At 63.4% G+C, this 21034-nt stretch carries 14 protein-coding genes; 7 read left to right on the top strand and 7 right to left on the bottom strand.

Going from position 1 to position 21034, the window contains the following annotated elements; translation table 11 throughout:
- Window positions 1–49 precede the first annotated feature (49 nt).
- Both GTP58_RS22670 and GTP58_RS22665 read left to right on the top strand, forming a co-directional pair.
- On the top strand, window positions 50–481 hold the full coding sequence (locus tag GTP58_RS22670; protein WP_161079387.1) for a hypothetical protein: 432 nt from the start codon (window positions 50–52) through the stop codon (window positions 479–481).
- Between the two features lie 5 nt (window positions 482–486).
- Window positions 487–849 (top strand): hypothetical protein, encoded by a 363-nt coding sequence (locus GTP58_RS22665; protein ID WP_161079386.1) that lies wholly within the window; start codon window positions 487–489, stop codon window positions 847–849.
- Window positions 850–897: 48 nt separating this feature from the next.
- On the opposite strand, the gene GTP58_RS22660 is transcribed toward GTP58_RS22665, so the two are convergent.
- Both GTP58_RS22660 and GTP58_RS22655 read right to left on the bottom strand, forming a co-directional pair.
- Window positions 898–2283 (bottom strand): DUF1501 domain-containing protein, encoded by a 1386-nt coding sequence (locus GTP58_RS22660; RefSeq protein ID WP_161079385.1) that lies wholly within the window; start codon window positions 2281–2283, stop codon window positions 898–900.
- Between the two features lie 12 nt (window positions 2284–2295).
- Window positions 2296–4083: a DUF1800 family protein gene (locus GTP58_RS22655; protein ID WP_161079384.1), complete on the bottom strand. Its 1788-nt coding sequence runs from the start codon at window positions 4081–4083 to the stop codon at window positions 2296–2298.
- Window positions 4084–4418: 335 nt separating this feature from the next.
- On the opposite strand from GTP58_RS22655, the gene GTP58_RS31635 reads away from it, so the two are divergent.
- Both GTP58_RS31635 and GTP58_RS22645 read left to right on the top strand, forming a co-directional pair.
- Window positions 4419–4877: a serine hydrolase gene (locus tag GTP58_RS31635; RefSeq protein ID WP_161079717.1), complete on the top strand. Its 459-nt coding sequence runs from the start codon at window positions 4419–4421 to the stop codon at window positions 4875–4877.
- 33 nt (window positions 4878–4910) lie between these two features.
- Complete coding sequence (locus tag GTP58_RS22645) at window positions 4911–7070, top strand: gluconolaconase (protein WP_161079383.1); 2160 nt, start codon at window positions 4911–4913, stop codon at window positions 7068–7070.
- Window positions 7071–7086: 16 nt separating this feature from the next.
- Here GTP58_RS22645 and GTP58_RS22640 read toward each other — a convergent pair whose 3' ends face one another.
- Window positions 7087–7344, bottom strand: coding sequence for an NHLP-related RiPP peptide (locus GTP58_RS22640; protein WP_161079382.1), 258 nt, complete (start codon window positions 7342–7344; stop codon window positions 7087–7089).
- Window positions 7345–7514: 170 nt separating this feature from the next.
- Here GTP58_RS22640 and GTP58_RS22635 point away from each other — a divergent pair, with 170 nt between their 5' ends.
- Window positions 7515–8675, top strand: a complete 1161-nt coding sequence (locus GTP58_RS22635; RefSeq protein ID WP_161079381.1) for a putative peptide maturation dehydrogenase — start codon at window positions 7515–7517, stop codon at window positions 8673–8675.
- Here GTP58_RS22635 and GTP58_RS22630 read toward each other — a convergent pair.
- A complete protein-coding gene (locus tag GTP58_RS22630) occupies window positions 8651–13636 on the bottom strand; it encodes a response regulator (protein WP_161079380.1) in 4986 nt (1661 codons plus the stop codon). The two genes, GTP58_RS22635 and GTP58_RS22630, sit on opposite strands and share 25 nt — an antisense overlap.
- Before the next feature lie 209 nt (window positions 13637–13845).
- Here GTP58_RS22630 and GTP58_RS22625 point away from each other — a divergent pair, with 209 nt between their 5' ends.
- Window positions 13846–15672: a family 16 glycosylhydrolase gene (locus tag GTP58_RS22625; RefSeq protein WP_161079379.1), complete on the top strand. Its 1827-nt coding sequence runs from the start codon at window positions 13846–13848 to the stop codon at window positions 15670–15672.
- 96 nt (window positions 15673–15768) lie between these two features.
- On the opposite strand, the gene GTP58_RS22620 is transcribed toward GTP58_RS22625, so the two are convergent.
- Genes GTP58_RS22620 through GTP58_RS22610 form a run of 3 tightly spaced genes read right to left on the bottom strand, consistent with a single transcriptional unit; the run spans window position 15769 to window position 19624 of the window.
- Window positions 15769–16968 carry a DUF4861 family protein gene (locus GTP58_RS22620; RefSeq protein ID WP_161079378.1) on the bottom strand — a complete coding sequence of 400 codons (1200 nt, stop codon included), beginning with the start codon at window positions 16966–16968 and terminating at the stop codon, window positions 15769–15771.
- 13 nt (window positions 16969–16981) lie between these two features.
- A complete protein-coding gene (locus tag GTP58_RS22615) occupies window positions 16982–18382 on the bottom strand; it encodes a glycoside hydrolase family 88 protein (RefSeq protein ID WP_161079377.1) in 1401 nt (466 codons plus the stop codon).
- A 45-nt stretch (window positions 18383–18427) separates the two neighbouring features.
- Window positions 18428–19624, bottom strand: coding sequence for an MFS transporter (locus tag GTP58_RS22610; RefSeq protein WP_161079716.1), 1197 nt, complete (start codon window positions 19622–19624; stop codon window positions 18428–18430).
- Between the two features lie 214 nt (window positions 19625–19838).
- On the opposite strand from GTP58_RS22610, the gene GTP58_RS22605 reads away from it, so the two are divergent.
- Window positions 19839–21029, top strand: a complete 1191-nt coding sequence (locus GTP58_RS22605; protein ID WP_161079376.1) for an acyl-CoA dehydrogenase family protein — start codon at window positions 19839–19841, stop codon at window positions 21027–21029.
- Window positions 21030–21034: the final 5 nt, after the last annotated feature.

The following is a 21034-nucleotide window of genomic DNA, read 5'->3' as shown; positions in this document are numbered from 1 at the left end:
AGCTGCCAGCGCTTTTGTCAGCATCATTCCAATTTTATAAGAGAGAAATATGAAATCGAGTATTCCAGCACTGATCGCCGTGGCCGCCATTGTTTCCGGTTGCGCCGGCATGGACAGCAGCAAAATGACCTACAGCACGCAGCAGCAAGTCAACGAGCCGCAAAAAGCGCAGGACTGCTATGACGCCGCTGTACTGCTGGGCGCCAACGTCACACGTACCAAAGACATCACCAAAAAAGTGCTGGTCGCCGTTGATGCCAGCGTGGAATCTGAAACTGCGGATGCGATCAAGGCCCAGCGTAACCGCCACATCGGCCTGCTGGTGGGCAGCGGTGGTGAAGAGCTGTTCATCAACTGGAAAGCGATGACGCCAGAACAAACCTATGTCACTGTTGCCACCAAGACTGGCTTTGTCGGCGGCGCCGGCCAGAAAGCCTGGTCCTGCCAGGTAGTCGATGAAATGGTGAAGATGGCCAAATAAGGTTGATGATGAAGTCGATTATTCTGGCGCCACTGGCGCTGCTTGCCTTGAGTGCGTGTTCGACCACCAGCACCGTCAGCGTCATTGAGTCCAAGTATGCGAAGAATGAGGCGGAGTGCCAGGTTACCTTCTTCAAGAAAATCAAGCCGGAAGGGGAGTACCGCAAGCTCGCTGAAATCGAGTCGCATGTGCAGCGCAATATGTTCTTTGGCGGTGACGCCAAGCTGGAAGACCAGGCTTACGCCGAACTGAAAGCCAAGACCTGCAACCTGGGCGGCAATGCCGTCATCATCAATGATTACATTGAGTCCCGTGCGGCGGAGTTTTCACATGTCCATGTCTGGGCGACTACCATCAAAATGATGTAAACCGAGGGCCTGCGTTGCAGGCCTTCTTTTTTTATACGGTCGTCCGCGTCAGACGAAGCCGAGATTGCGGGCGCTGGCGTTGTAGTTGGCCAGGTTGGGTAACAGGCTCAGCAAATCGCTGTCCGAGGCGCCCATCCATTTGCCCAGGGTGGCGGCATATTGCTCGATCGAGGTGGTCGGCAGCAGGCGGCCCTGGCCGACATCGTCAGGACCGTCGCTGGCAACGGCGGGAGGCTTGCCGTAGTAGCGCCCGCCTTGCACGGCGCCACCCAGCATGAAGTGCATGCTGCCCCAGCCATGATCGGAGCCATCGTTGTTGCCGCTCAGTGTGCGGCCGAAGTCGGAGGCGGTGAAAGTGGTCACCTGGTTTTGCACACCAAGTTCGACCGTCGCGTTGTAGAACGCCGAGACCGCATCGGCGACGCTTTTCAGCAGGCCGGGATGCACGGTGAGCAGGCCATCATGGGTGTCGAAACCGCCCATCGATACAAAGAACACCTGGCGCTTGGCGCCAATCGCCGGCGCGCTGGCAATCATGCGCGCCACCATCTTGAGTTGATCGCCCAGACCGTTCGCGGCAGGGAAGGGGGTGTTGATCGCCGCGCCGCCCGCCAGCGCCGTGCTCAGTACCGTATTGGCCAAGATGGCGCGCTGGGTGATGCGCGCATAGTCTGATTGCATGAAGTGGGAATGCGGCTGCGTGACCAGCGTTTGCAGCGCAGCGCTGGCGGCACTGGAGCCAAACAGCGGATGCTCCAGCGCGCTGAAGGGCACCGGGCCGCTGGTGGATACCTGGTATTGGGTCGCCTGTTTCCCGGCCAGGAACACCGCATTGCCCGACACGTTGACGCACGTGAAAGTGGCGCTGCCATTGCCCGCTTCGAACAGATCGCCCAGGCGTCCGCCCCAGCCCGACTCGGCGCCTTCCGGCAGCGAGGATTGCCACTCCGACTGCTGGTCGTTGTGCGAGAACAGCTTGGAGGGCAGCGGCGCCGATTTTTGCACATACTGCTGCTTGGTGGTGGGACCGACCAGCGTGCCGACATTCAGCAGCACACCCATTTTTCCCGCGTTGAAGATGGGCAGCAGCGGCGCCAGTTCCGGCGCCAGCGCATACTGGCGCGGCATGCCGGACCCATCCAACGGAATGCTGGAGGGCCGCAGCACCGTGCCTGTCAGTGCGCTCTGCTGATAGGCCAGCGTGGGACGCAGATTGTAATAGGCGTTGAAGCTGGCGCTGTCGTACGGCACCAGCGTGTTGGCGTAATCATTGCCGCCGTAAAGAAAGACACAGACGATCGCCTTGTAGTCATTGGCGGTGGCTGCAGCGGCCTCCGCCATGGCGGCCAGGTTGATGGCCCACGGCGTTGCCACACCGGCGACGGACAGCATGGATGCACGTTTGAGGAAAGCGCGGCGAGATGCATTGCTCATGGCGATCTCCAGTTATTGTTGGACGAGGAATTCAGGCGCAGCCAGCACCAGCGTCAGCGCGGCGTAGATGCGGTTGTACCTGGCGGCGTCGGTAGTGGCCGGCATGCCGCCGATGGCACTACTCAGCAGGCTCAGCGTGCCGCTGCTCAGCTGTCCAGCCGCCAGCACGAGATTGATTTCACCCAGCAGCGCTTTGGCGTCGCCCGCCAGCGGCAGCAGGCTGCTGTAGTCCGCCTTGACGTCGGCGATGCCTTTGCTGACGGCGCGCTGCATGTAGTTGACGTAGCCGACTACCGACGATTCATTGGTGAGCTGGAATTCCGGCGCCACCAGGCCGGCGGCAGCCACGGCGCCATTGGGCGGCACATAGCCGGGCCGGTAGAAGTTGAACACCGATGGCGAACGCAGCGGGCTTTGCCCCAGGCGCGCGCTGGCGTCGCTGGTGTTGCCGATGGCCCAGACGTCGGTGGCGGAAGTGGCGCGGTAGGCGCGCGCCCACGCCAGCATGCGCAGCATCGGTTCACGCAGCTTGCCGTAGCTGGTGTTGGCAGTGGTGGGCGCGGTACGCGCCTCCTTGTCCAGCAGCACGGCACGCAGCACGGCCTTCAGACTGCCTTTGACGCCCTTGCCATCGTTGCTGAAGACGGCGGCCACGCGCGCCACATATTCCGGCGAAGGATTGCTGGTCACCAGCTTTTGAATCAGCTGGCGGCTGATGAACGGCGCCACGTTGGGATGGGCAAAAATGATATCGAGTGCGGCATTGAGCGCCTTGGCGCCATCCGCGCCGGCTGCCACGGTCTGGCCGAGGAAGGTGCTGGCGCCGGTTTCGTGACGCTTGGGGATTTGTACCATGGGCCGGTGCAGGAAGTCTGGTGTGGTGGCATTGCCGCCGGCCATATCGAAATCCCAGCCTGTGAAGATGCGGGCCAGGCCCGTGATATCGGCCAGGCCGTAAGTCTCCTGCGGCTTGCCATTCACCAGCACCGGCGTGCCATCCTGGTTGAGTTGCAGCAGGCCGATGGTAAATAGCTGCATCACTTCGCGTGCATAGTTCTCGTCCGGCATGGCGCCGGTGGCCGGATTGTATTTGACGTTGCCGCGGAAGGTCAGGAACTGGCCCATGGCCGGGCTGGTGGAAATTTTGCCGAGCAGCGTGCGGTAGTTGCCGAACGCTTCGCCCTCCAGCAGGTCAAGATAGGCGGCGGCAGAAAAAGCGCGCCAGCCACTACCGACCAGGCCGTCAATGGCGGCCACGCAGATTTCCGACAAGGCCAGCGTGACGCGCTGGCGCAGCGTATCCGGTGACGCGATCAACTTGCGCCAGGCGCAATTGTCGAAGCCCGCTTCGCTGTTGCGGTAACTGATGTTGTTATAGCCCTTGCTGACCAGCCAGTCCCAGCGCGAGGTGGATTGCGGCAGGGCGAATTGCGCCTCCAGCCAGCCGGCATAGCCCAGCGACTGCACCGAGGTGATGTCGGCGCGGCTGGCGCCCATCGCCGCCTGCGCCAGAAAGCGTGCCGCCGCAGCCGCGCTGATGCCGGTGATCGCGGATGCCTGGGCGCCGCCCTGTACCATCTGGTGCGGTGCGGCGTCGCCGGACGGCGTGGCCGACGTGCCGCTGTCTGCCGCAGGCGCGTCGCCCTGGAGGATGCGCGACATGGTGGTTCCATTGCCGCTGTCGGCCGCATTGCCACCGCCACAACCTGCCAACAGCGCACTGGCACTCAGGCCCGCCAGGGCGGCAAGGGGTAGGGCGTCAGCAGGTGCTTCTTCTGCGCGGGCGATCTCGGTACTCATGGCATGACTCCCCATTCTTCGACTGATTGAGTGTTGCTTTAAGGAATTTATGCCGGCGGCAGTCACTTGTACACCTGAACTTTGTAACGGGATATGTCGCTTGCCCTGGTGCACAGTGAGCGGCCTCATGGCAGCGTAGAGCGCCGTGGGGAATATGCAACAAGTTTCATGGAGATATTTGTCTTGTGAATTTCAGCTATTGGAAAGATAAATTGGACTGATATGCTGTGATGCAGCATACTTCACCTGTCTCCTCTATTCTCCTCCAAGGAAATAGACTTCAGCCCGCTCCCTGAGCGGGCTTTTTTTTTGTCTTTTTTGCAGCATGCTCTGGACTGTGCATTTTTAATTGCAGACAACCAGGTGGACCTGCACAGCGTCAGGTTAAGCGCGCCGCCGGGGACCCGCTTCCAGTATTCAAATGCCGCGGCCAATCTGCTGGGCGATATCCTCGCGCGCACCTACGGCAGCACAGTTTCGGCCAACTGGTCCGGCAGCGCATCGCCGCGCCGCTGGGCATGCAGGACACCTTCGCCGAGCCAGGCGCCCGGCAGGCCAGCCGCGTTGCGGTTGGCTATGACGATAACGGCGTGCGTCAAAGCGGCGCGGACGCCGGGTTCCAGGCTGCAGGCGGACTCAAGTCCAGCTTGCCCGACATGCTGCGTTATGCGCGCTGGCAACTCAACGAAAGCGATGCCGTGGTGCGCCTGTCGCACCAGCCGACTTACGCCAGCGACGACTACGCGGTGGGGCTGAACTGGCAGATGCTGAGAGCTGATTGCCGCCCGTGCTAAAAATTTGTTAAACTTGCCATAAATCAACTTCGGATGAGGCAAGTGTCTCCAACTCAATTCAAACTCACATTGCTTGCGCTGGCGCTCGGCGGCGCGGCGGTTGGCGGCGGCGTCGCCTACATGGTGGTCCACAAGTCTGCCGAACAGGAACAGATCGGCACGGTGGCGCGCCCTACGGCGGCCGGCACGCCGACCAGCTGGCGCGCGCGCGTGAGCACCATTGCCGGCGACGGCCTGCCGGGCACCAACAATGGTCCGGGCTACCGCTCGCGCTTCTCGGACCCGTTTGGCGTGGTGCTCGACCAGGAAGGCAACCTCTACGTGGCCGATGGCGGCGACGGCAACAGCATCCGCAAAATCGATCGGGACGGCGTCAGCTCCACGTTCGCTGGCGGCACGGAAGGCTATCAGGAAGGCGCGCGCAGTGCGGCAGCGTTCAACACACCGTCCGGCCTGGCGATCGATGCCGCCGGCAATCTGTATGTGGCCGATACCGGCAATAACGCCATCCGCAAAATCACGCCGGATGGCACGGTTTCCACGCTGGCCGGCGACGGACTCGCGGGCGACAAGGACGGCAAGGGCGCGGGCGCGCAATTCAATGGCCCGATCGGGATTGCCGTGGATGCTGCCGGCACGGTGTATGTGGCTGACACCTATAACGACCGCATCCGCAAAATCGCGCCGGATGGCACGGTCACCACCATCGCCGGCGGCCAGCGTGCCGGCATGGCGGACGGCGCGGCGGCCCAGGCGCTGTTTGATACGCCGACCGGCCTGGCGCTCAGCGCCGCGGGCGATCTCTACATTGCTGACATGGCCAATCACGCCATCCGCAAGCTGGGCAAGGACGGCAATGTCACCACCATCGCGGCCGCCAAGGACGACGACCGCGATGCGCTGCTGCGTTCCCCGGTCGGCATTGCGCTGACCCGCGATGGCTTCCTGTACATCGGCAGCAGCGCGCACGGCCGCGTGGCGCAAATCACGCCGCAGGGCGAAGTGGTGTCGCTGCAGGATGTCGACCATCCTGCCCAGCCGGGCTATGGCGCCGATGGCGGCGTGCGCCTGTATTCGCCGCGCGCCATCGCGCTGGCCAGAGATGGCTCGCTGTTCGTCACCGATGGCGCTACCTTCCGCCTGCACCACATTGCGCTAGTCAACGGCGAGGTCACGCCAGCGCCGGACGCGCCGCTGCCCGGCCGGCCATCGCACAGCGCGACCATGAAGTGGCCGGTGTCGCCGCAGAACAAGGTGCATGAGGTGGTGGGCCTGATGGGCGAGGTGCGCGGCAATTTCGACGGCGAGAGCCGCGATCATTTCCACAGCGGCATGGATGTGCAGGCTGCCATCGGCACGCCGGTACTGGCCATCACTGCCGGCAAAGTCACCGATCCGCGCGCCAGCTGGGGCTACGGCGAATTGTCGGAAGGCCTGGCGTTCGACGGCATGCAGTACGTGCACATGCGCGTCGGGCGCGATGCCAGGGACAAGGCCATCGATGGGCGTTTCCTGCTATCGAAAAACCAGAAGGGCGTGGCGCAAGCCGTGCGCGTCAAACGCGGCACGCGCTTTGTGGTGGGCGAGACGCTGGGCACCATCAACCGCATGGCGCATGTGCATCTGGACTACAAACCCAATGGCGGAGCGCTGAATCCGCTGCTGCTGCCGTTCGTTGATCTGGAGGACACGATAGCGCCCGAGATCAACAGCATCAGCGTGGTCGACCACAATGGCAAAGCGCTCACGGAAAAACGCGAGGGCCGGCTGTACATTCCGCGCAGCCTGGGCGAGGTGCAGATCGTGGTGGATGCCAGCGACCAGATCAATGGCAACCAGAAGCGCCGCCGGCTGGGTCTCTACCGTCTGGGCTACCAGCTGCTGAACCAGGATGGCGAAACCATTCCCGGCATGACGGAACCAATCATCACGCAGCAGTACGACCGCCTGCCGCGCAACCGCGACGCAGTGAAGCTGGTGTATGCCGCCAACAGCGGCATTACCGTGCATGGCGCGGCCGAGACGCGCTTTGCCTATGCGATCAACAATAAGCTCATCAACGGCAAGCTCACGCCGGGCAGCTGGAAGGTAGGGGAACTGGGGCCGGGCAATTACATCCTGCGCATCACCGCCGAGGATTACGCCGGCAACGCAGCCAACCGCAACCGCGAACTCGCGGTCACGATCGACTAACGGGGATTGCAGGAAATCAGGCTGGAACCAGCGCGCCGGACAGCAGGAATGGCAGCATGGTGGCCGTGGTTTCAAGGCTGTGCATCAGCTCATCCTTGTCTGCGGCGATTTCTTCTTGCGATGGCAGGCTGCGCTCTTCAGGAACCTGGTCAGCGGACAACGTGATGCCAATGGCGGCCAATGCGGCAACCGGATCAGCCAGCAGGTGCTCGCGGAACTTGTTGTCGTTGGCTAGTTTGTCAAGGATGGAACTCAATTCGCTGGTAGTGTGCATAGTGATAAGCCCTTGATTGAAATGATGAACAAGGCGTACACAGCAAGCCGCCGCCGCATACGCCAAGCCATGCTACGTCAAACTTATGTTTTTGCCAAGCGTAATCGTTGCAAATTCTGCCATCCTTAGGCTAGACTCGTAACACCCTACTTGAGCGGAAACGACAAATCATGAAGCTACGACGTTGTGCTGTGCTGTACATGGAATCGCGGGAGAAGTTATCGATAGACTGGCGTACCGTGCTGGCTGGCGGCAGCGCACTGGCGGCCACCACGCAGTGGCTGGCGCTGGCGCCCCATCTGGATCAGGAGCTGGCTGTGACCGCGGAGGAACTGGCGGCGCTGGGCGGTTTGAGTCACACGGTGTGGACCACATGCGCCGAGGCCGAACAGCGCTACGGTGAGGCGACCATCGCCAGCTTGCTCAAGCAAGGGCTGCTGATTGGCGACAGTCCCGAGCATGCCGACGCCCAGGCGCGCGACGACACCCTGCGCGCCACGCACTGGCGGCCGCTGTCCGCACTGACGCACACGTTCGGCCGCTGGCGTGAGGTCAGCAGCGACAACGGCATGGAGGCGCCCAGCTTCCAGGCGCTGCTGGAGATGTTTGGCGAACCGCCGCCACCCACGCTGGACCTGCCGGCCGAGGGCGCATTAAAACTGCCGGCGGTGCGCAGCGGCCTGCTCGACGAGCAGCTGTTCAAACGCTACACCGGACGCAATTTCGATCTGCAGGCCAGCATTCCTTTGGCTGTCGCCGCGCGCCTGTTGCAGCGGACCTTTGGTGCGCAGGAAGTACGCATGGTGGGACCACATGCCTCGGTATTGAAGAAGACCAGTCCCTCCGGCGGCGGCCTGCATCCGGTCGAGGCGTTCGTGCTGGCCCAGCGCGTGGACGGCGTGACGCCCGGCCTGTATCACTACCATCCGATTGAGCACGAGCTGCGGCCTGTACGCACCATGGACAGCGCGGCAGCGGCGGAGCTGGCAAAACAGATGCTGGCAGACCAGCACTGGCTGGCGGATGCGCCGCTGCAGGTGGTGATGGTGGCGCGCATGGAGCGCAGTTTCTGGAAGTACCGCAATCACCAGAAGGCCTACCGCGCACTGGCGCTGGATACCGGCCACCTGTCGCAGACCTTCTACCTGCTGGCCGCCGAAGCCGGGTTGCCGGCGTTTGTGACGGCCGCCATCAATGACGTTGATATCGAGCAGGAGCTGGGTCTGGACCACCTGCGCCATGCCGTGGTGGCGATCTGCGGCTGCGGTCCAGCGCGCGGCGGTGCGCGCTCCATGGTCGAACTGCGTTACGGCGAAACCGACGCGCTGTGATCCAGCTCGGCGTCCTCCGCTGCCTGCAGGCCGTCGATCACCAAAGCCAGTGCGGCGTTAAACGCCGCCAGCGCTTCCCTGTACTGGGCACGTTGCGGCGATAGCAGCAACTGCTCCAGTTCACTGGCGGCCTGGTGCAGCTCCTGCATCGACAGGTTGCCCGCCGCGCCGCGCACCTTGTGCACCAGCAGTGCCGCGCTGTCGAAGGCTTGATGCTCGATGGCCGCCATCAGTCGTTCGGCGCTGGCGGCGAAGTCCTGCACGAAACGCTCCAGCAGAACGTTCAGCAGTTGCTGGTTGCCACCCAGGCGGGCCAGCGCGTCGGCCATGTCGATGCCGGCAATGACTGGCGCGTCGAACATCATTGCTGCCAGTATCGGCGCCTGATTGGCCATCGTCACTGGCGCGCTCGCCGTCCGCGCAGGTACGCTGCGTATCTGCTGGGCCAGCACACTGAACAAACGCTCAGGATCGATCGGCTTGGTAACGTAGTCGTTCATGCCCATCCCCAGGCTGCTTTCGCGGAAGCCGGCCACCGCGTGCGCGCTCATGGCGATCAGCGGCAGCGCGCGGTGCGTCTCTTTCGAGCGGATGCGCGCGGTGGCTTCGTGACCGTCCATGCCTGGCATCTGAATGTCCATCAGGACCGCATCGTAATTGTTCTGGTCGACCATCTGCAGCGCCTGCGCGCCGCTGCCAGCGATGTCCACCTGCACGTCGGCACGCAGCAGGATTTCGCGCGCGACCTGCTGGTTGATGACGTTGTCGTCGACCACCAGCACCCGTGCGCCGGCAATGCGCTGCGCCGTCTCCGACAGTGCCGGTGCGGTCAGGGTCGCTGGATGTGCCGGTGCTGCCAGTCCCAGGCCCACCAGTACGGCCTCGCGCAGCTGTGTGGGATTGACCGGCTTGGCCAGCGTTGCGCTGATCTGGCTGTCGCTGGCTGCGCGCTCTGCGGCTTCGCGGGCGAATTCGGTCATCATCAGTACCACCGGCACCTGCGCATGGGCGGCCATCTCATGGATGCGGTGTACAGGCTCGCCGCCTGTCATGACGGGCAGGTCCCAGTCCAGCAAGACCAGATCGACCGAGTGCTGACCCAGATAAGCCTGGGCCGCGCCGGCGCTGCCGACGGTGTACACGGAATAGCCATCGCTGCGCAACTGCTGTTCCAGCATGTCGCGCACCATGACGTTATCGTAGACCACCAGCACACGCTTGCCAGTCGCTTCCGCTGGAGGCGCCGGCAGCAGTGGCGCCGCCGTTTGCTGGCGGTGCAGCGTCAGCTCAAAATAGAAACGGCTGCCGTGGCCTGGCACGCTGTCGATCGCAATGATGCCGCCCATGGCTTGCACCAGTTGCTGCGAGATCGCCAACCCCAGGCCGGTGCCGCCGTACAGGCGCGTGGTGCTGGTGTCGGCTTGCGAGAATGCGTGGAACAGGCGTGCCTGCTGTTCGGTGCTGATGCCGACGCCAGTGTCTTCCACCACAAAGCGCAGGCGTACCGGGGCGCTCAGTTGCGGCGCGGTTTCAATCAGCTCCACGCGCAGGCCGATATGGCCGCGTGCCGTGAACTTGAGCGCGTTGCCGACCAGGTTGACTAGCACCTGGTTCAAGCGCAGCGGATCGCCGATCAGGTATAAAGGTACGTCCGGCTTGGCCCAGGCCAGTAGCTCCAGTCCTTTTTCCGCTGCGCGCCACGAGAACAGGTCGGCAATCTGCGCCAGCGTTTCCGCCAGGTCAAACGGTACGGCCTCCAGCTGCAGCTTGCCCGATTCGATTTTGGCGAAGTCCAGCACATCGTCAATGATGCTCAGCAGGTTCTGGCCGGCGCGGCCGATCTTGGTGAAGTAGTCGCGCGGCTTGGCGGGCAAGTCGAGCTGTGTGCCCAGGCCGGCAAAACCCAGGATGGCATTCATCGGCGTGCGGATCTCGTGGCTGATATTGGCCAGGAATTCGCTCTTGGCGCGGGTCGAGGCTTCGGCGTCCGCGCGGGCGCGCTGAATGGCGCTGATCGCGCTGGCTTTCTGGAAGGCCGACACGAACGGCTCCTTGAGCGCCTTGAACATCTCCAGGTCCTTGCGCGCAAACGGCGTGCTTTGCTTGAACACCAGATAGCCCTGCACCTGCTGCTCGACGCGGATGCGGACGGCCAGCATGGTGCTCTGCTTGAGGAACATGTCGGGCATGATGATGGTGGCGGCGTCGACAAACTGCGCTTGCGCCGCCGCCAGCGACATGCCGGCGCGCGCCGAGGGCAGGGCATCGTGGCCCCAGCTGGCGCGGATCGCCAACGGCCCGCCCGGCGCTTCGCAGATCAGCGCGTAGGCGACGCCCACTTCGGCGATGGCGCTCGATTCGCGCAGGATGGTGTGCAGCAGCGCGTCGAAATCCAGCTCGTCGTTGATGGATTTGACGATGGCGTGCACGCGCTCCAGGTGCAGGGTGCGCGAATACACTTCCTGCTGCAGATTGCGGACGCGCCAGCGGTAGATGGCCCAGCCGGTGGCCAGCACGGCCAGCGCCGCGCCGAGGCGCGCCCACCAGGTCTGGTACCAGGCCGGCAGGAAGCGCAGCTCCATGCTGAGTTCATGCGGGCTCCACACGCCATCCCGGTTGCTGCCGCGCATGTAGAGACGATACGTGCCCGGCGGGACATTGGCGTAGGTGGCGTTGCGGCGGCTGGCGTCGGCTTCCACCCAGTCCTTGTCATAGCCGTCGAGGCGGAAGGCGTAGCGGTTGCGCTGGCTGGCGGAGTAGTCGAGGGCGGCAACTTCCACCTCGACCTTGCGGGTGCCAGGCGGGATGTCCAGCGCTGGCGCATTGGCTTCCGTCAGCGGCACCGGTGACACGGTTGCGCGGTCCACATGGATGGCGCTGATGACCAGCGGCGGCTGGTAACGCCATGGCTGCGGCAGCTGGGGCTGGACCACCACATAGCCGCCCGAGGTGCCAAACACGATGTCCGATTGCGCGGTCAGGCCGACCGCGCCGACGATGTAGGGCTGGAATACCAGGCCGGCAGTCCGGTCCAGTACATGGATTTGCAGCGTGGTGGTGTCAATGGTGGCGATGCCGTCCGAGGTCGAGGCCCACATATGGCCGGCCTGGTCGGCTTGCAGTGCCGTGATGCTGCTGCTGGGCATGCCATTGGCAATGTTGATGCGGCGGAAGCGGCGCGTGCCGTCCGCATTGCGGCCTTCGAGGATGGCAATACCGTTGTTGAGGCTGCCCACCCATAGCCGGCCCTGGTCATCGAACGCCAGTGCCGCGACGACGCTGTATGGCAAGGAGGTGGCATACGATGGTCCGGGCAGGATCTGCTCGATCTGGCCGCTGCCGGGCGTCAGCCGGTTCAGACCGTTGCGCGTGCCGATCCATAACGCGCCGTCGGCCGCAACGCGCAGCACGGTGATGCGGTTGTCGCTCAGGCCGCCGCTGGTGGCTGGGCCTTGCACATACAGGCGGGCGCTGCGGGTGCGCAGGTCGTAGCGCATCAGGCCGGCATTCACGCCCAGCCACAGCGTGTCACCCTGGCGCACAATGGTGCCGATGCGGGGGTAGGGATCACCGAGCGGCAGCGGCACGCGGCTGACACGGCTGCCCTTGCCGCTGGTGTGGTACAGGCCCAGTGCGGTGGCGATCCAGGCTTCCTGTGGCTCCGCTTCGGCCATGCCCAGAATCAGGCGCTTGGGCAGCGCGCTGTCCGGCTGCGCCGGATTGGGACGCAGGCCGGCCGTGCGGTTGCCTTCGGCGTCGATCAGATCGATGCCCTGGTCGCCCAGCGCCACCCACAGGCGGCCGCCGGCATCGCGCATAAAGGCAAAGGCGGAAATTTCGGTCAGGTCGGCGCCGTCCAGGATGGTTTCGACCGTGCGGTTGGCGGGGTTGTGGATGTCCACGCCGCGTTCATTGGCCACCCACACCAGGCCGCTGTGATCGCGCAGCACGGCCGCCACGCGGTCATGGCCCAGGCTGATGGCCATGGCAGGGCGGTGCGTGATGCGGCGGCCGTGGCCATTGGTGTCAAATTCAATCAGGCCGCCGCCATAGGTGGCCGCCCACCAGTTGCCAGGGACGGTTTCGGTCAGCGACAGCACCATGGCGTTGTCGGCATCCCGGACCTGGTCCAGCGTGAGCAGGCGGGCGCCATCGCCGGCTTGGGCGACGCCGATGCCGCTGCTGAGCGTGCCAAAGATGATTTCGTTGTTGGCATTGCTGGCCAGCGACAGTACCGCGTCGCTGCGGCCATTGGCCAGCGGCAGGTCTTCAAACTTGCCGCTGTTGCGGTCGCGGCGCGACAGGCCCGCATTTGAGCCGACCCACAGATCGCCCAGCTGGTCGATGTGCAAGGCGCGTATCTGCTCGCTGCGGGCGCCGCCGACTGCGCTGGCTTCACGCGCTACGTGGTGGATGGCGCCGCCGCGTGCAGTGTCGATATAGTCCAGCCCGGCAGCGGAGCCGACCCAGATGCCGCCGCGGTCATCGCCGGCCAAGGCACTGATGGCGGGGCTGCGCAGACCGTGCGGACCGGCCGGGTAGCGCACAAACCGCTCATGGCGCTTGTCATACATGGCCACGCCGCCAGTGGTGGTGCCCAGCCACAGACGACCCTGGCGGTCCACATGCAGCGTCTGCACAAAGTCGCCTGGCAGCGAGTAGGGATCATCCGCCTTGAAGAAGAAATTGCGCATGCGGTAGCCATCCCAGCGGCCCACGCCGGACTGGGTGGCAAACCAGATATAGCCATCGCCGTCCTGCGCGATTGCCATGGTGATGGGATTGGGAAAGCCGCGCTCAGCCGGGGACAGGTGCTCGAACATCACGGGCGCCAGTTTTTGCCATGGCGTAGGGGCGGCCTGGACAAGGGAAGTCAGCGACAGCAGGACTGCCGCAAGATGTGCGCTCAGCAGGCGGCGCCAGCTGGCACAGCCAGCAAAAGAGAAAATGAAATCGCGCACAAGTAACCGGTAAAAGAGTCCCCATTCCTGATAGCAAGGGGAATTGCGTTTGAAAGCATACGGAATTGTCGGACTGCTGTCTATTTATTAAGTACCGTATTGTGCACCGTTGCGCGCTTTCGTTGACAAAAAATATTTATCGGAATATATTTTGGATTCGCAATTGGAATCGTTTCCAATTTGTTCGGAGTGTGGATAAGGGAGACAAAATGAAAAACCAGAAATGCGTTTTATCCGCTGTCGCTGCCAGCATTGCGCTGGCGTATGCCGTGCCGGCGATGGCCAGCGTGACCAGTCCCGTCATTGGTGCCTTGCTGTGGTCGGAAGAGTTCAACGCCACGGCGCTCAACACCAGCCTGTGGACCACCTATGATGGCAATGGCTGCCAGATCAACCTGTGCGGCTACGGCAACCAGGAGCTCGAGTATTACAGTCCGAACAACCTGTCGATCGTCAACGTGCCGTTCGAGCCGAACACGCGCGCACTGGCGATCCAGGCGCGCAACCAGACCGTAGGCAGCAACGTCTTCACCTCGGGCAAGATCGATTCCTTCAACAAGGTGCAAGTGCAGTACGGCATGGTGGAAATCCGCATGGCCACGCCGCAGCTGGGCACGGGCCTGTGGCCGGCGGCGTGGATGCTGGGCGTAAGCCCGCAGGCGTGGCCGCGCAAGGGCGAAATCGACATCATGGAAATGGGCCACAAGGCCGGTAGCCGGGCTGCGGCGGGCACGCCAACGCCGGGCATCGACAACTTTGTCGGCTCCAACGTCATCACCTGGCAGCAGGCCGCCTGCGTGACGGGCAATGAAAGCTGCGCGGCCTCGACCGCATGGCAGACCAAGAACTGGTACACGCCGGCGCAATCGCTGGCCAACCGTTTCGTGATCTACCGCTTCTACTGGACCGACACCCAGATGCGCTTCACCGTGATCGACAACGGCCTCGAGTACGATATGTACAACAGCCCGTTGCCAGTCAATTCGACTGCGCTGCAGGCGCCGTTTTACCTGCTGTTCAACCTGGCCGTCGGCGGCAACTTCACCGATGCGGCGACACCGGGCCAGGTCACGGCGCCACTGCCGGGCACCATGTATGTTGACTATGTGCGCGTCTACCAGCTGGACGGCAAAGGCGCGGTCAAACTGGGCAACCAGACGCCGCCGGAAGTGGGCAAGTTTGGCGTATTCACCGACAACACCGTGGTCAACAACAAACTGCAGGCAGGCACCACGTCCGACGTGTTCGTGTGGAACAACGCCTCCACAACGCCCGGCAATATTGCGCCGTATGAAGGCGCGAATGCGCTGTCGTGGAGCTTCAACACACCGGGCTCGTGGTTTGGCGGCAGCGTCGAATCGCGGCAGGCGCGCGACATGAGCGGCTTCCGCAATGGCAATATGAAGCTGAAGATCAAGATTCCCGCCAATGTCGCGTTCACGGTAGGGATCCAGGACACGTACACCAACCAGAACTCGGTGAAATTCCCGGCCAATGCCACCACCTATGGACTGGTGCGGAATGGTGAATGGGGCACGGCAACGATACCGATTACCGACCTGGCAGGTCCGAAGGTCGCGTTGCAATCGATGCTCGACCTGTTCCAGATCGCCAGCGATGGCGCGGCCTTGCCGCAGTCAGCGTTCCAGATGTCGGTGGACGACATCGTCTGGGATAGCGGCGTACCGACGCCAACTCCGACACCAACGCCAACCCCAACCCCGACACCGACTCCGACCCCAACGCCGACCCCAACCCCAACGCCGACTCCGACCCCAACGCCGGCGCCAGCGGTGACGCAGACCAGCTCGACGATGCTGAAATTCTCCGTCAACAGCTCCAGCTGGGCCGACGTGCACTACAGCGTCAACAACGGCGGTCAATTGAACGTGCGGATGACGCAAGCGGGCGGCGTCAACAGCTACACCGCCAGCGGCCTGAAGGCGGGTGACGTCGTCCGCTACAACTTCACCTACTGGGACACCGCCAACAACTACGCGGTCGACACCGCCCAGCAAAGCTACACCATGAAGTAACAAAATCCGGGGTCAGGTCCGCCATTTCTACACGAACTCAACCGTAACGCGCGCTACAGCCCAGCCCGTGTAGAAAAGACGGACCTGACCCCGGAGTTAGGGCGTGACGGTGGTTTGCAGGGGGTGGCTGGCGCGGGCGGCCATGAGGCGGGCTTTTGCTTGCCATTCGGCGGACGATGTTACGTGGCCGGCGCGGTCCCAGGCCGCGCCCAGGTAGTAGCGCAGCGGTTTACCGGATTCGACGGGGGCGAGGATCAGCTCGTTCAGTGCGTCGCCAGTGATGTTGGTCGCGCTCGGCAGTACGATGGCGGTGCCGAACGCGCCTTTGCTGGCTTGCGTGACCCATTGCGTCAACAGTGCGCCCTGGCGTTCGACGGCAATTTCTTCTTGCTGGTTTTTGTCGGCCGGCTTTTTGTTGAGGCCTATCGCTACCAGTAATTGCTGCGGACCACTGAAGCTGAACGTGCTGTCCATGGTGTCGAAGTCCTGGCCGGCGTCGATGGTGAAGCGCTTGACTTCGCTGACTTTGGTGCCCGCCGCATCCCAGGCGTCGTAGCTCAGCTCGAATACGCTGCGGATCGGGCCGTTCGCCAGCACTTTCCATGACGCGTAATTGCGGCCGACATATAGCTGCTTGCCGTCCCACACGCCGGTGCCGCCGGCGCCGCGCGATTTGCCGACGTTGTACATGTCCATGCCTTCACCTTCGTCATGGTGGTAGTGGTCGTGGCCTTTGTTGTACCAGCGGTCAACGATGGGATAGCTGACGCGCTTGAACCAGATGTCCAACCCGCTCGTTACCAGCACTTCCTTGCCGCTGCCGGTGCTGTCCGGCGCGGCCAGCGCCGGGCCGTAGGTGCGGTGGCCGACGTGGTCGTTTTCCCAGGCGAAGTCGTCCAGGCGTTCGGGGATGTAACGCGCGTAGGTTTGCGCGGGGAACGGCGGCGTGACGACGTCGGTCTTCTCGACGGTGAAGCTGGCTTGTGTTTCGCCCGCCGCAAAGCTGTGCTGGAAGTACAGTTCGCCGTAAGCGGCGCCGATGCCTTTGGGGTCTTTGGCCTGCGGCGCGATGTTGCTGACCTGGTAGGGCAGCAGCTTGCCCTGGCTGTCTTTGACGGCGATTTTCTGGATCAGGGCGCCCGGCAGCACGCGGTTGATCTCGCTCCACGGTACGGCAATGGTTTCCGAGGGCCGCGCCAGGTTGAGGTCGTGCGTGACGGTGATGCGCGCCTGTTCGGCGGCCTGTGCGGCGCCGCCCGCGAGCAGCGCGGCGATGGGCAGGAGCAGGGGACGCATGGCGGGGCCTCTCTTATTCATGGCTGTAGTTGGTGGCGCCGGCATCTTTCGGCACGTAGTGGTAGGTGCGCAGGCGTACCTGAATGTCGATCTGCGGATTGTTGAGCAGCCGGATCATTTCGGCGCCCGCCAGCAGGGTGGGGCCGTATCCGTGCAGCGCATCGACGCTGGTCGGACGGTTGTAGTAGTAGATGTGGTCGCTGGCGAGGGTGGTGCCGACGCACGTGCCTTCCACTTGCCCGCGCGCGTTGATGCGGGTGTTCAGGCCGACCCAGCCGGCCTGGGCGATGGAGCCGTAGGTGGCGGCGCTGATCCAGCCTTCGTTGATGGCGTGCGCTATCACGTAGGTGAACATGGCGCTGGCGGACGTTTCCAGATAGGAGTCGTGGCGGTCGATCATCTGGTGCCACAGGCCGGTGCCGGACTGCTGTTCGGCGATGCCGCGCAACGCCAGCCGCAGCTGCGCCAGCACTTTCGGATAGCCGGGATGGGTCTTGGGCAGCACGTCCAGCAGGTCGCTCATGGTCAGCACCGCCCAGCCGTTGGCACGCGCCCAATAGAAGCGCGGCGCGTCCGGGTTGTTGCTGCTCCAGCCGTGGGTGTACAGGCCCAGTTGCGGGTTGAACAGGTACTGTGTCAGCTGCATCACGTTTTTCACGGCGTCGTCGAAATATTCCTGCTGACCGGTGAGGTGGCCCATTTCAGCCAGCGCCGGCACACCCATGTACATGTCGTCGGCCCATAGTGACACGGCCTGTGGACGCTGGCGGGCCAGCGTGCCATCCGGCAGGCGGAACTGTTTTTTATAGACCCAGTTGCTGCACACGTCGATGAACGGGCGCATGTCCGGGCCGACGTTGGCAAAGTGCGCGCGTATCATGGCCGCGCACATGGAGCCGGCATCGTCCAGCGAGCGCGGTTCCAGCACGCGCGCGAAGCTGTTGTTGCGCTGCAGGTGGAACTGCTGTTCCTGCGCGGTGAAATACGGCAGTTTGTCGGCCATGAACTGGAAGTGGCGCGCGGTCATGGCGGTGAACTTGCGGTCGCCGGTGGCGGCAGCGGCTTTGATCAGGCCGGCATGCACGATGCCCATTTCGTAAATCTGGATGCCCCATTCCGCGCTGCTGGGCTCGACGATGGCGTCGGCTGCCGGTTTGCTGAAGTCGCTGATCTGGACGCCGCTGTCCTTGTGCACCACGCGGGTGGGCGTGGTGGCGTCCATGTAGCCGCGGATGCGGTTCAGGGCGGCGGTAATTTCTGCCACGGTCGGCTTTTTGTAGGGCACGGGGTAGGTGCCTTCACTGGCGTCATAGACGCTTTTGTTGTCCGGATTGCGGTAGGGGCCGTCGGCATGTGCCGGCAGGGCGAGCAGGGTGGCGGCGACAGCCGCTATCAGGGCGGAACGGGAAGTCACGGGCGAGGTCTCTTTGTTGTTAAACGTTTATTTGGTCAGGCCATTCTAAATTGGTCCGGCCAATTTTGCAATTCGGACTGGCCACTTTGTGGCAAACCAGAACACCAGCGTCGCCACGCTGAGTCCGCCGCCAAGCAGGCAAACCCCGGTCCAGCCTGCTGCTGCATAGGCGCTGGTGGCCGCCCATGCGCCGCTACCGCTGCCCACGGCGTAGAACATCATGTAGCAGCCGATCAGCCGGCTGTGGGATGCGCTGGCGCGGCGCAGGATCAGGCTCTGGTTGGTGACATGCAGCGCCTGCACGCCGAGATCCAGCGCCAGGATGCCGATGATGAGTGCGGCCAGCGATTGTGGCGCCATGGCCAGCGGCAGCCAGGCCAGCAGCATCAGCAGGATGGCGATGGCGCTGATGCGGTTGGCGTGCCCGTGGTCGGCCCAGCGGCCGGCGCGCGCTGCGGCCAGCGCGCCGGCCAGGCCCACCAGGCCGAAGGCGCCAATGGCGCTGTGCGAATAGCGGTATGGCGCCGCGCTGAGCAGGAAAACCAGCGCGCTCCAGAAGGCGCCAAACACGGCAAACATCAGCAATCCAATCACGCCGCGCACTTGCAGCACACGATCCTGACGCAGCAAGGTCAGCATGGAGCCGAGCAGGGCCAGGTAGGCGCGGTGCAATGCCGCTGGCTGTTTAGGCGACGTGGACGGCGGCAGCGTCCGCCACAGGAGGACGGCGAGCCCCAGCATCGCCAATGCCGAGATGCCATACACGGCGCGCCAGCTGGCGAGATCGGCAATGAGGCCGGCCAACACGCGTGCCAGCAGCAGCCCGGCGACCACGCCGCTTTGGGTGGCGCCGACCACATGGCCGCGCTCGTGTTCGGCGGCGGTGCTGGCTGCATAGGCGATCAGGCCCTGCGTCATGGCCGTGCCCAGCATGCCGACCGCCAGCATGGCAAGCAGCAGTGTCAGCGTGCCCGGCGCCAGGCACACTGCGGCCAGCGCCATGGTCAGCGCAGCCAGCTGTGCCAGCATCAGGCGCCGGCGCGGCACCAGGTCGCCGAGCGGCACGAGCAATAGCAAAGCCAGCACGCTGCCCGCTTGCGTGGCGGCGATGACGCCGCCAGCAACCGCTTGGCTGATGCCGAATTCTGCCGCCATTGCGTCCAGCAGCGGCTGGGCGTAATACACGTTGGCGACACTGAGTCCGCTGGCGCAGGCGAATAGCGCCACCAGGGCGCGGGACATGGATTGCATGTGGTACTCCAATTTGGTTTCAATTTAAAACTACCGGCAGGATAACGCAAAGGGGTTTTAAGATGCAACCATTTTGGCCGCAATGAAAAAAGTTGCGTGGAAGTGAAGAAACTGCGTCTTTCTGTCGCCCTATTAAAAGGGCATGGGAGTACAATGATTTTGAACGGTCGTGCTTTTTGGCCGCGCAAAACAATAAGGAGACAGCATGGATTTGACTTACACGGCTGCGGATCTGGCGTTTCGCGACATGGTGCGGGCTTTCCTCGACACCAATCTGCCGAGCGACTTGCAAAAGAAAGTCCGCAACCACTTGCGCCTGGGCCGTCAGGATTATGTGCGCTGGCACCAGATCGTCGCGCGCCAGGGCTGGGCCGCGCCGGGCTGGCCGGTCGAGCATGGCGGCACGGGCTGGAGCGCGACCCAGCGTCACATCTGGGAAGAGGAGTGCGCGCGTGCCGGCACGCCGCCCATCCTGCCGTTTGGCGTCAACATGGTGGCGCCGGTCATCATGGCGTTTGGTAACGAGGCGCAGAAGGCGCATTACCTGCCGCGCATCCTGAATTGCGATGACTGGTGGTGCCAGGGGTATTCCGAGCCGGGCTCGGGTTCCGACCTGGCCTCGCTGAAAACCACTGCCGAGCGCGCCGGTGACCATTACATCGTCAATGGCCAGAAGACCTGGACCACGCTGGCCCAGCATGCCGACATGATTTTCTGCCTGGTCCGCACCGACAGCAGCGTGCGCAAGCAGGAGGGCATCTCCTTCCTGCTTATCGACATGAAATCGCCGGGCATCACGATACGCCCCATCATCATGCTCGATGAAGACCATGAGGTGAATGAAGTCTTCTTCGATAACGTCAAAGTGCCGGTGCAAAACCTGATCGGCCAGGAAAACAAGGGCTGGACCTACGCCAAGTATCTGCTGGGCCACGAGCGCACCGGCATCGCCGCCGTAGGCCGCTCCAAGCGTGAGTTGCTGTTCCTGAAGAAGATCGCCTCGGAACACTACAAGCACGGCAAACCGTTGATGCAAGATCCGCTGTATGCCGCCAAGGTCGCCAGCCTGGAGATCGAACTCATGGCGCTGGAAACTACCGTGCTGCGCGTGCTGACACGCGAATCGCATGTGCCGGGGCCGGAGGCGTCCTTGCTGAAAATCCGTGGTTCCGAAATCCAGCAGCAACTCACCGAGCTCATGGTCGAAGCGCTCGGTCCTGATGCGCTGCCGTTCGCCACCGATTACCTGGAAGGCAAGGCCGAGCACGCGGTCACGGGCGACGACGCCGCCGCGCCGCTGACCGGCTACTACTTCAACTTCCGCAAGACCTCCATCTACGGCGGTTCGAACGAAATACAGAAGAACATCATCACCCAGATGATTCTGGGCCTGTAAGGGAG

Source organism: Duganella sp. CY15W, from assembly GCF_009857555.1.
Lineage (GTDB): Bacteria > Pseudomonadota > Gammaproteobacteria > Burkholderiales > Burkholderiaceae_D > Rugamonas > Rugamonas sacchari.
This window is presented reverse-complemented; position numbering and strand designations above follow the sequence as displayed.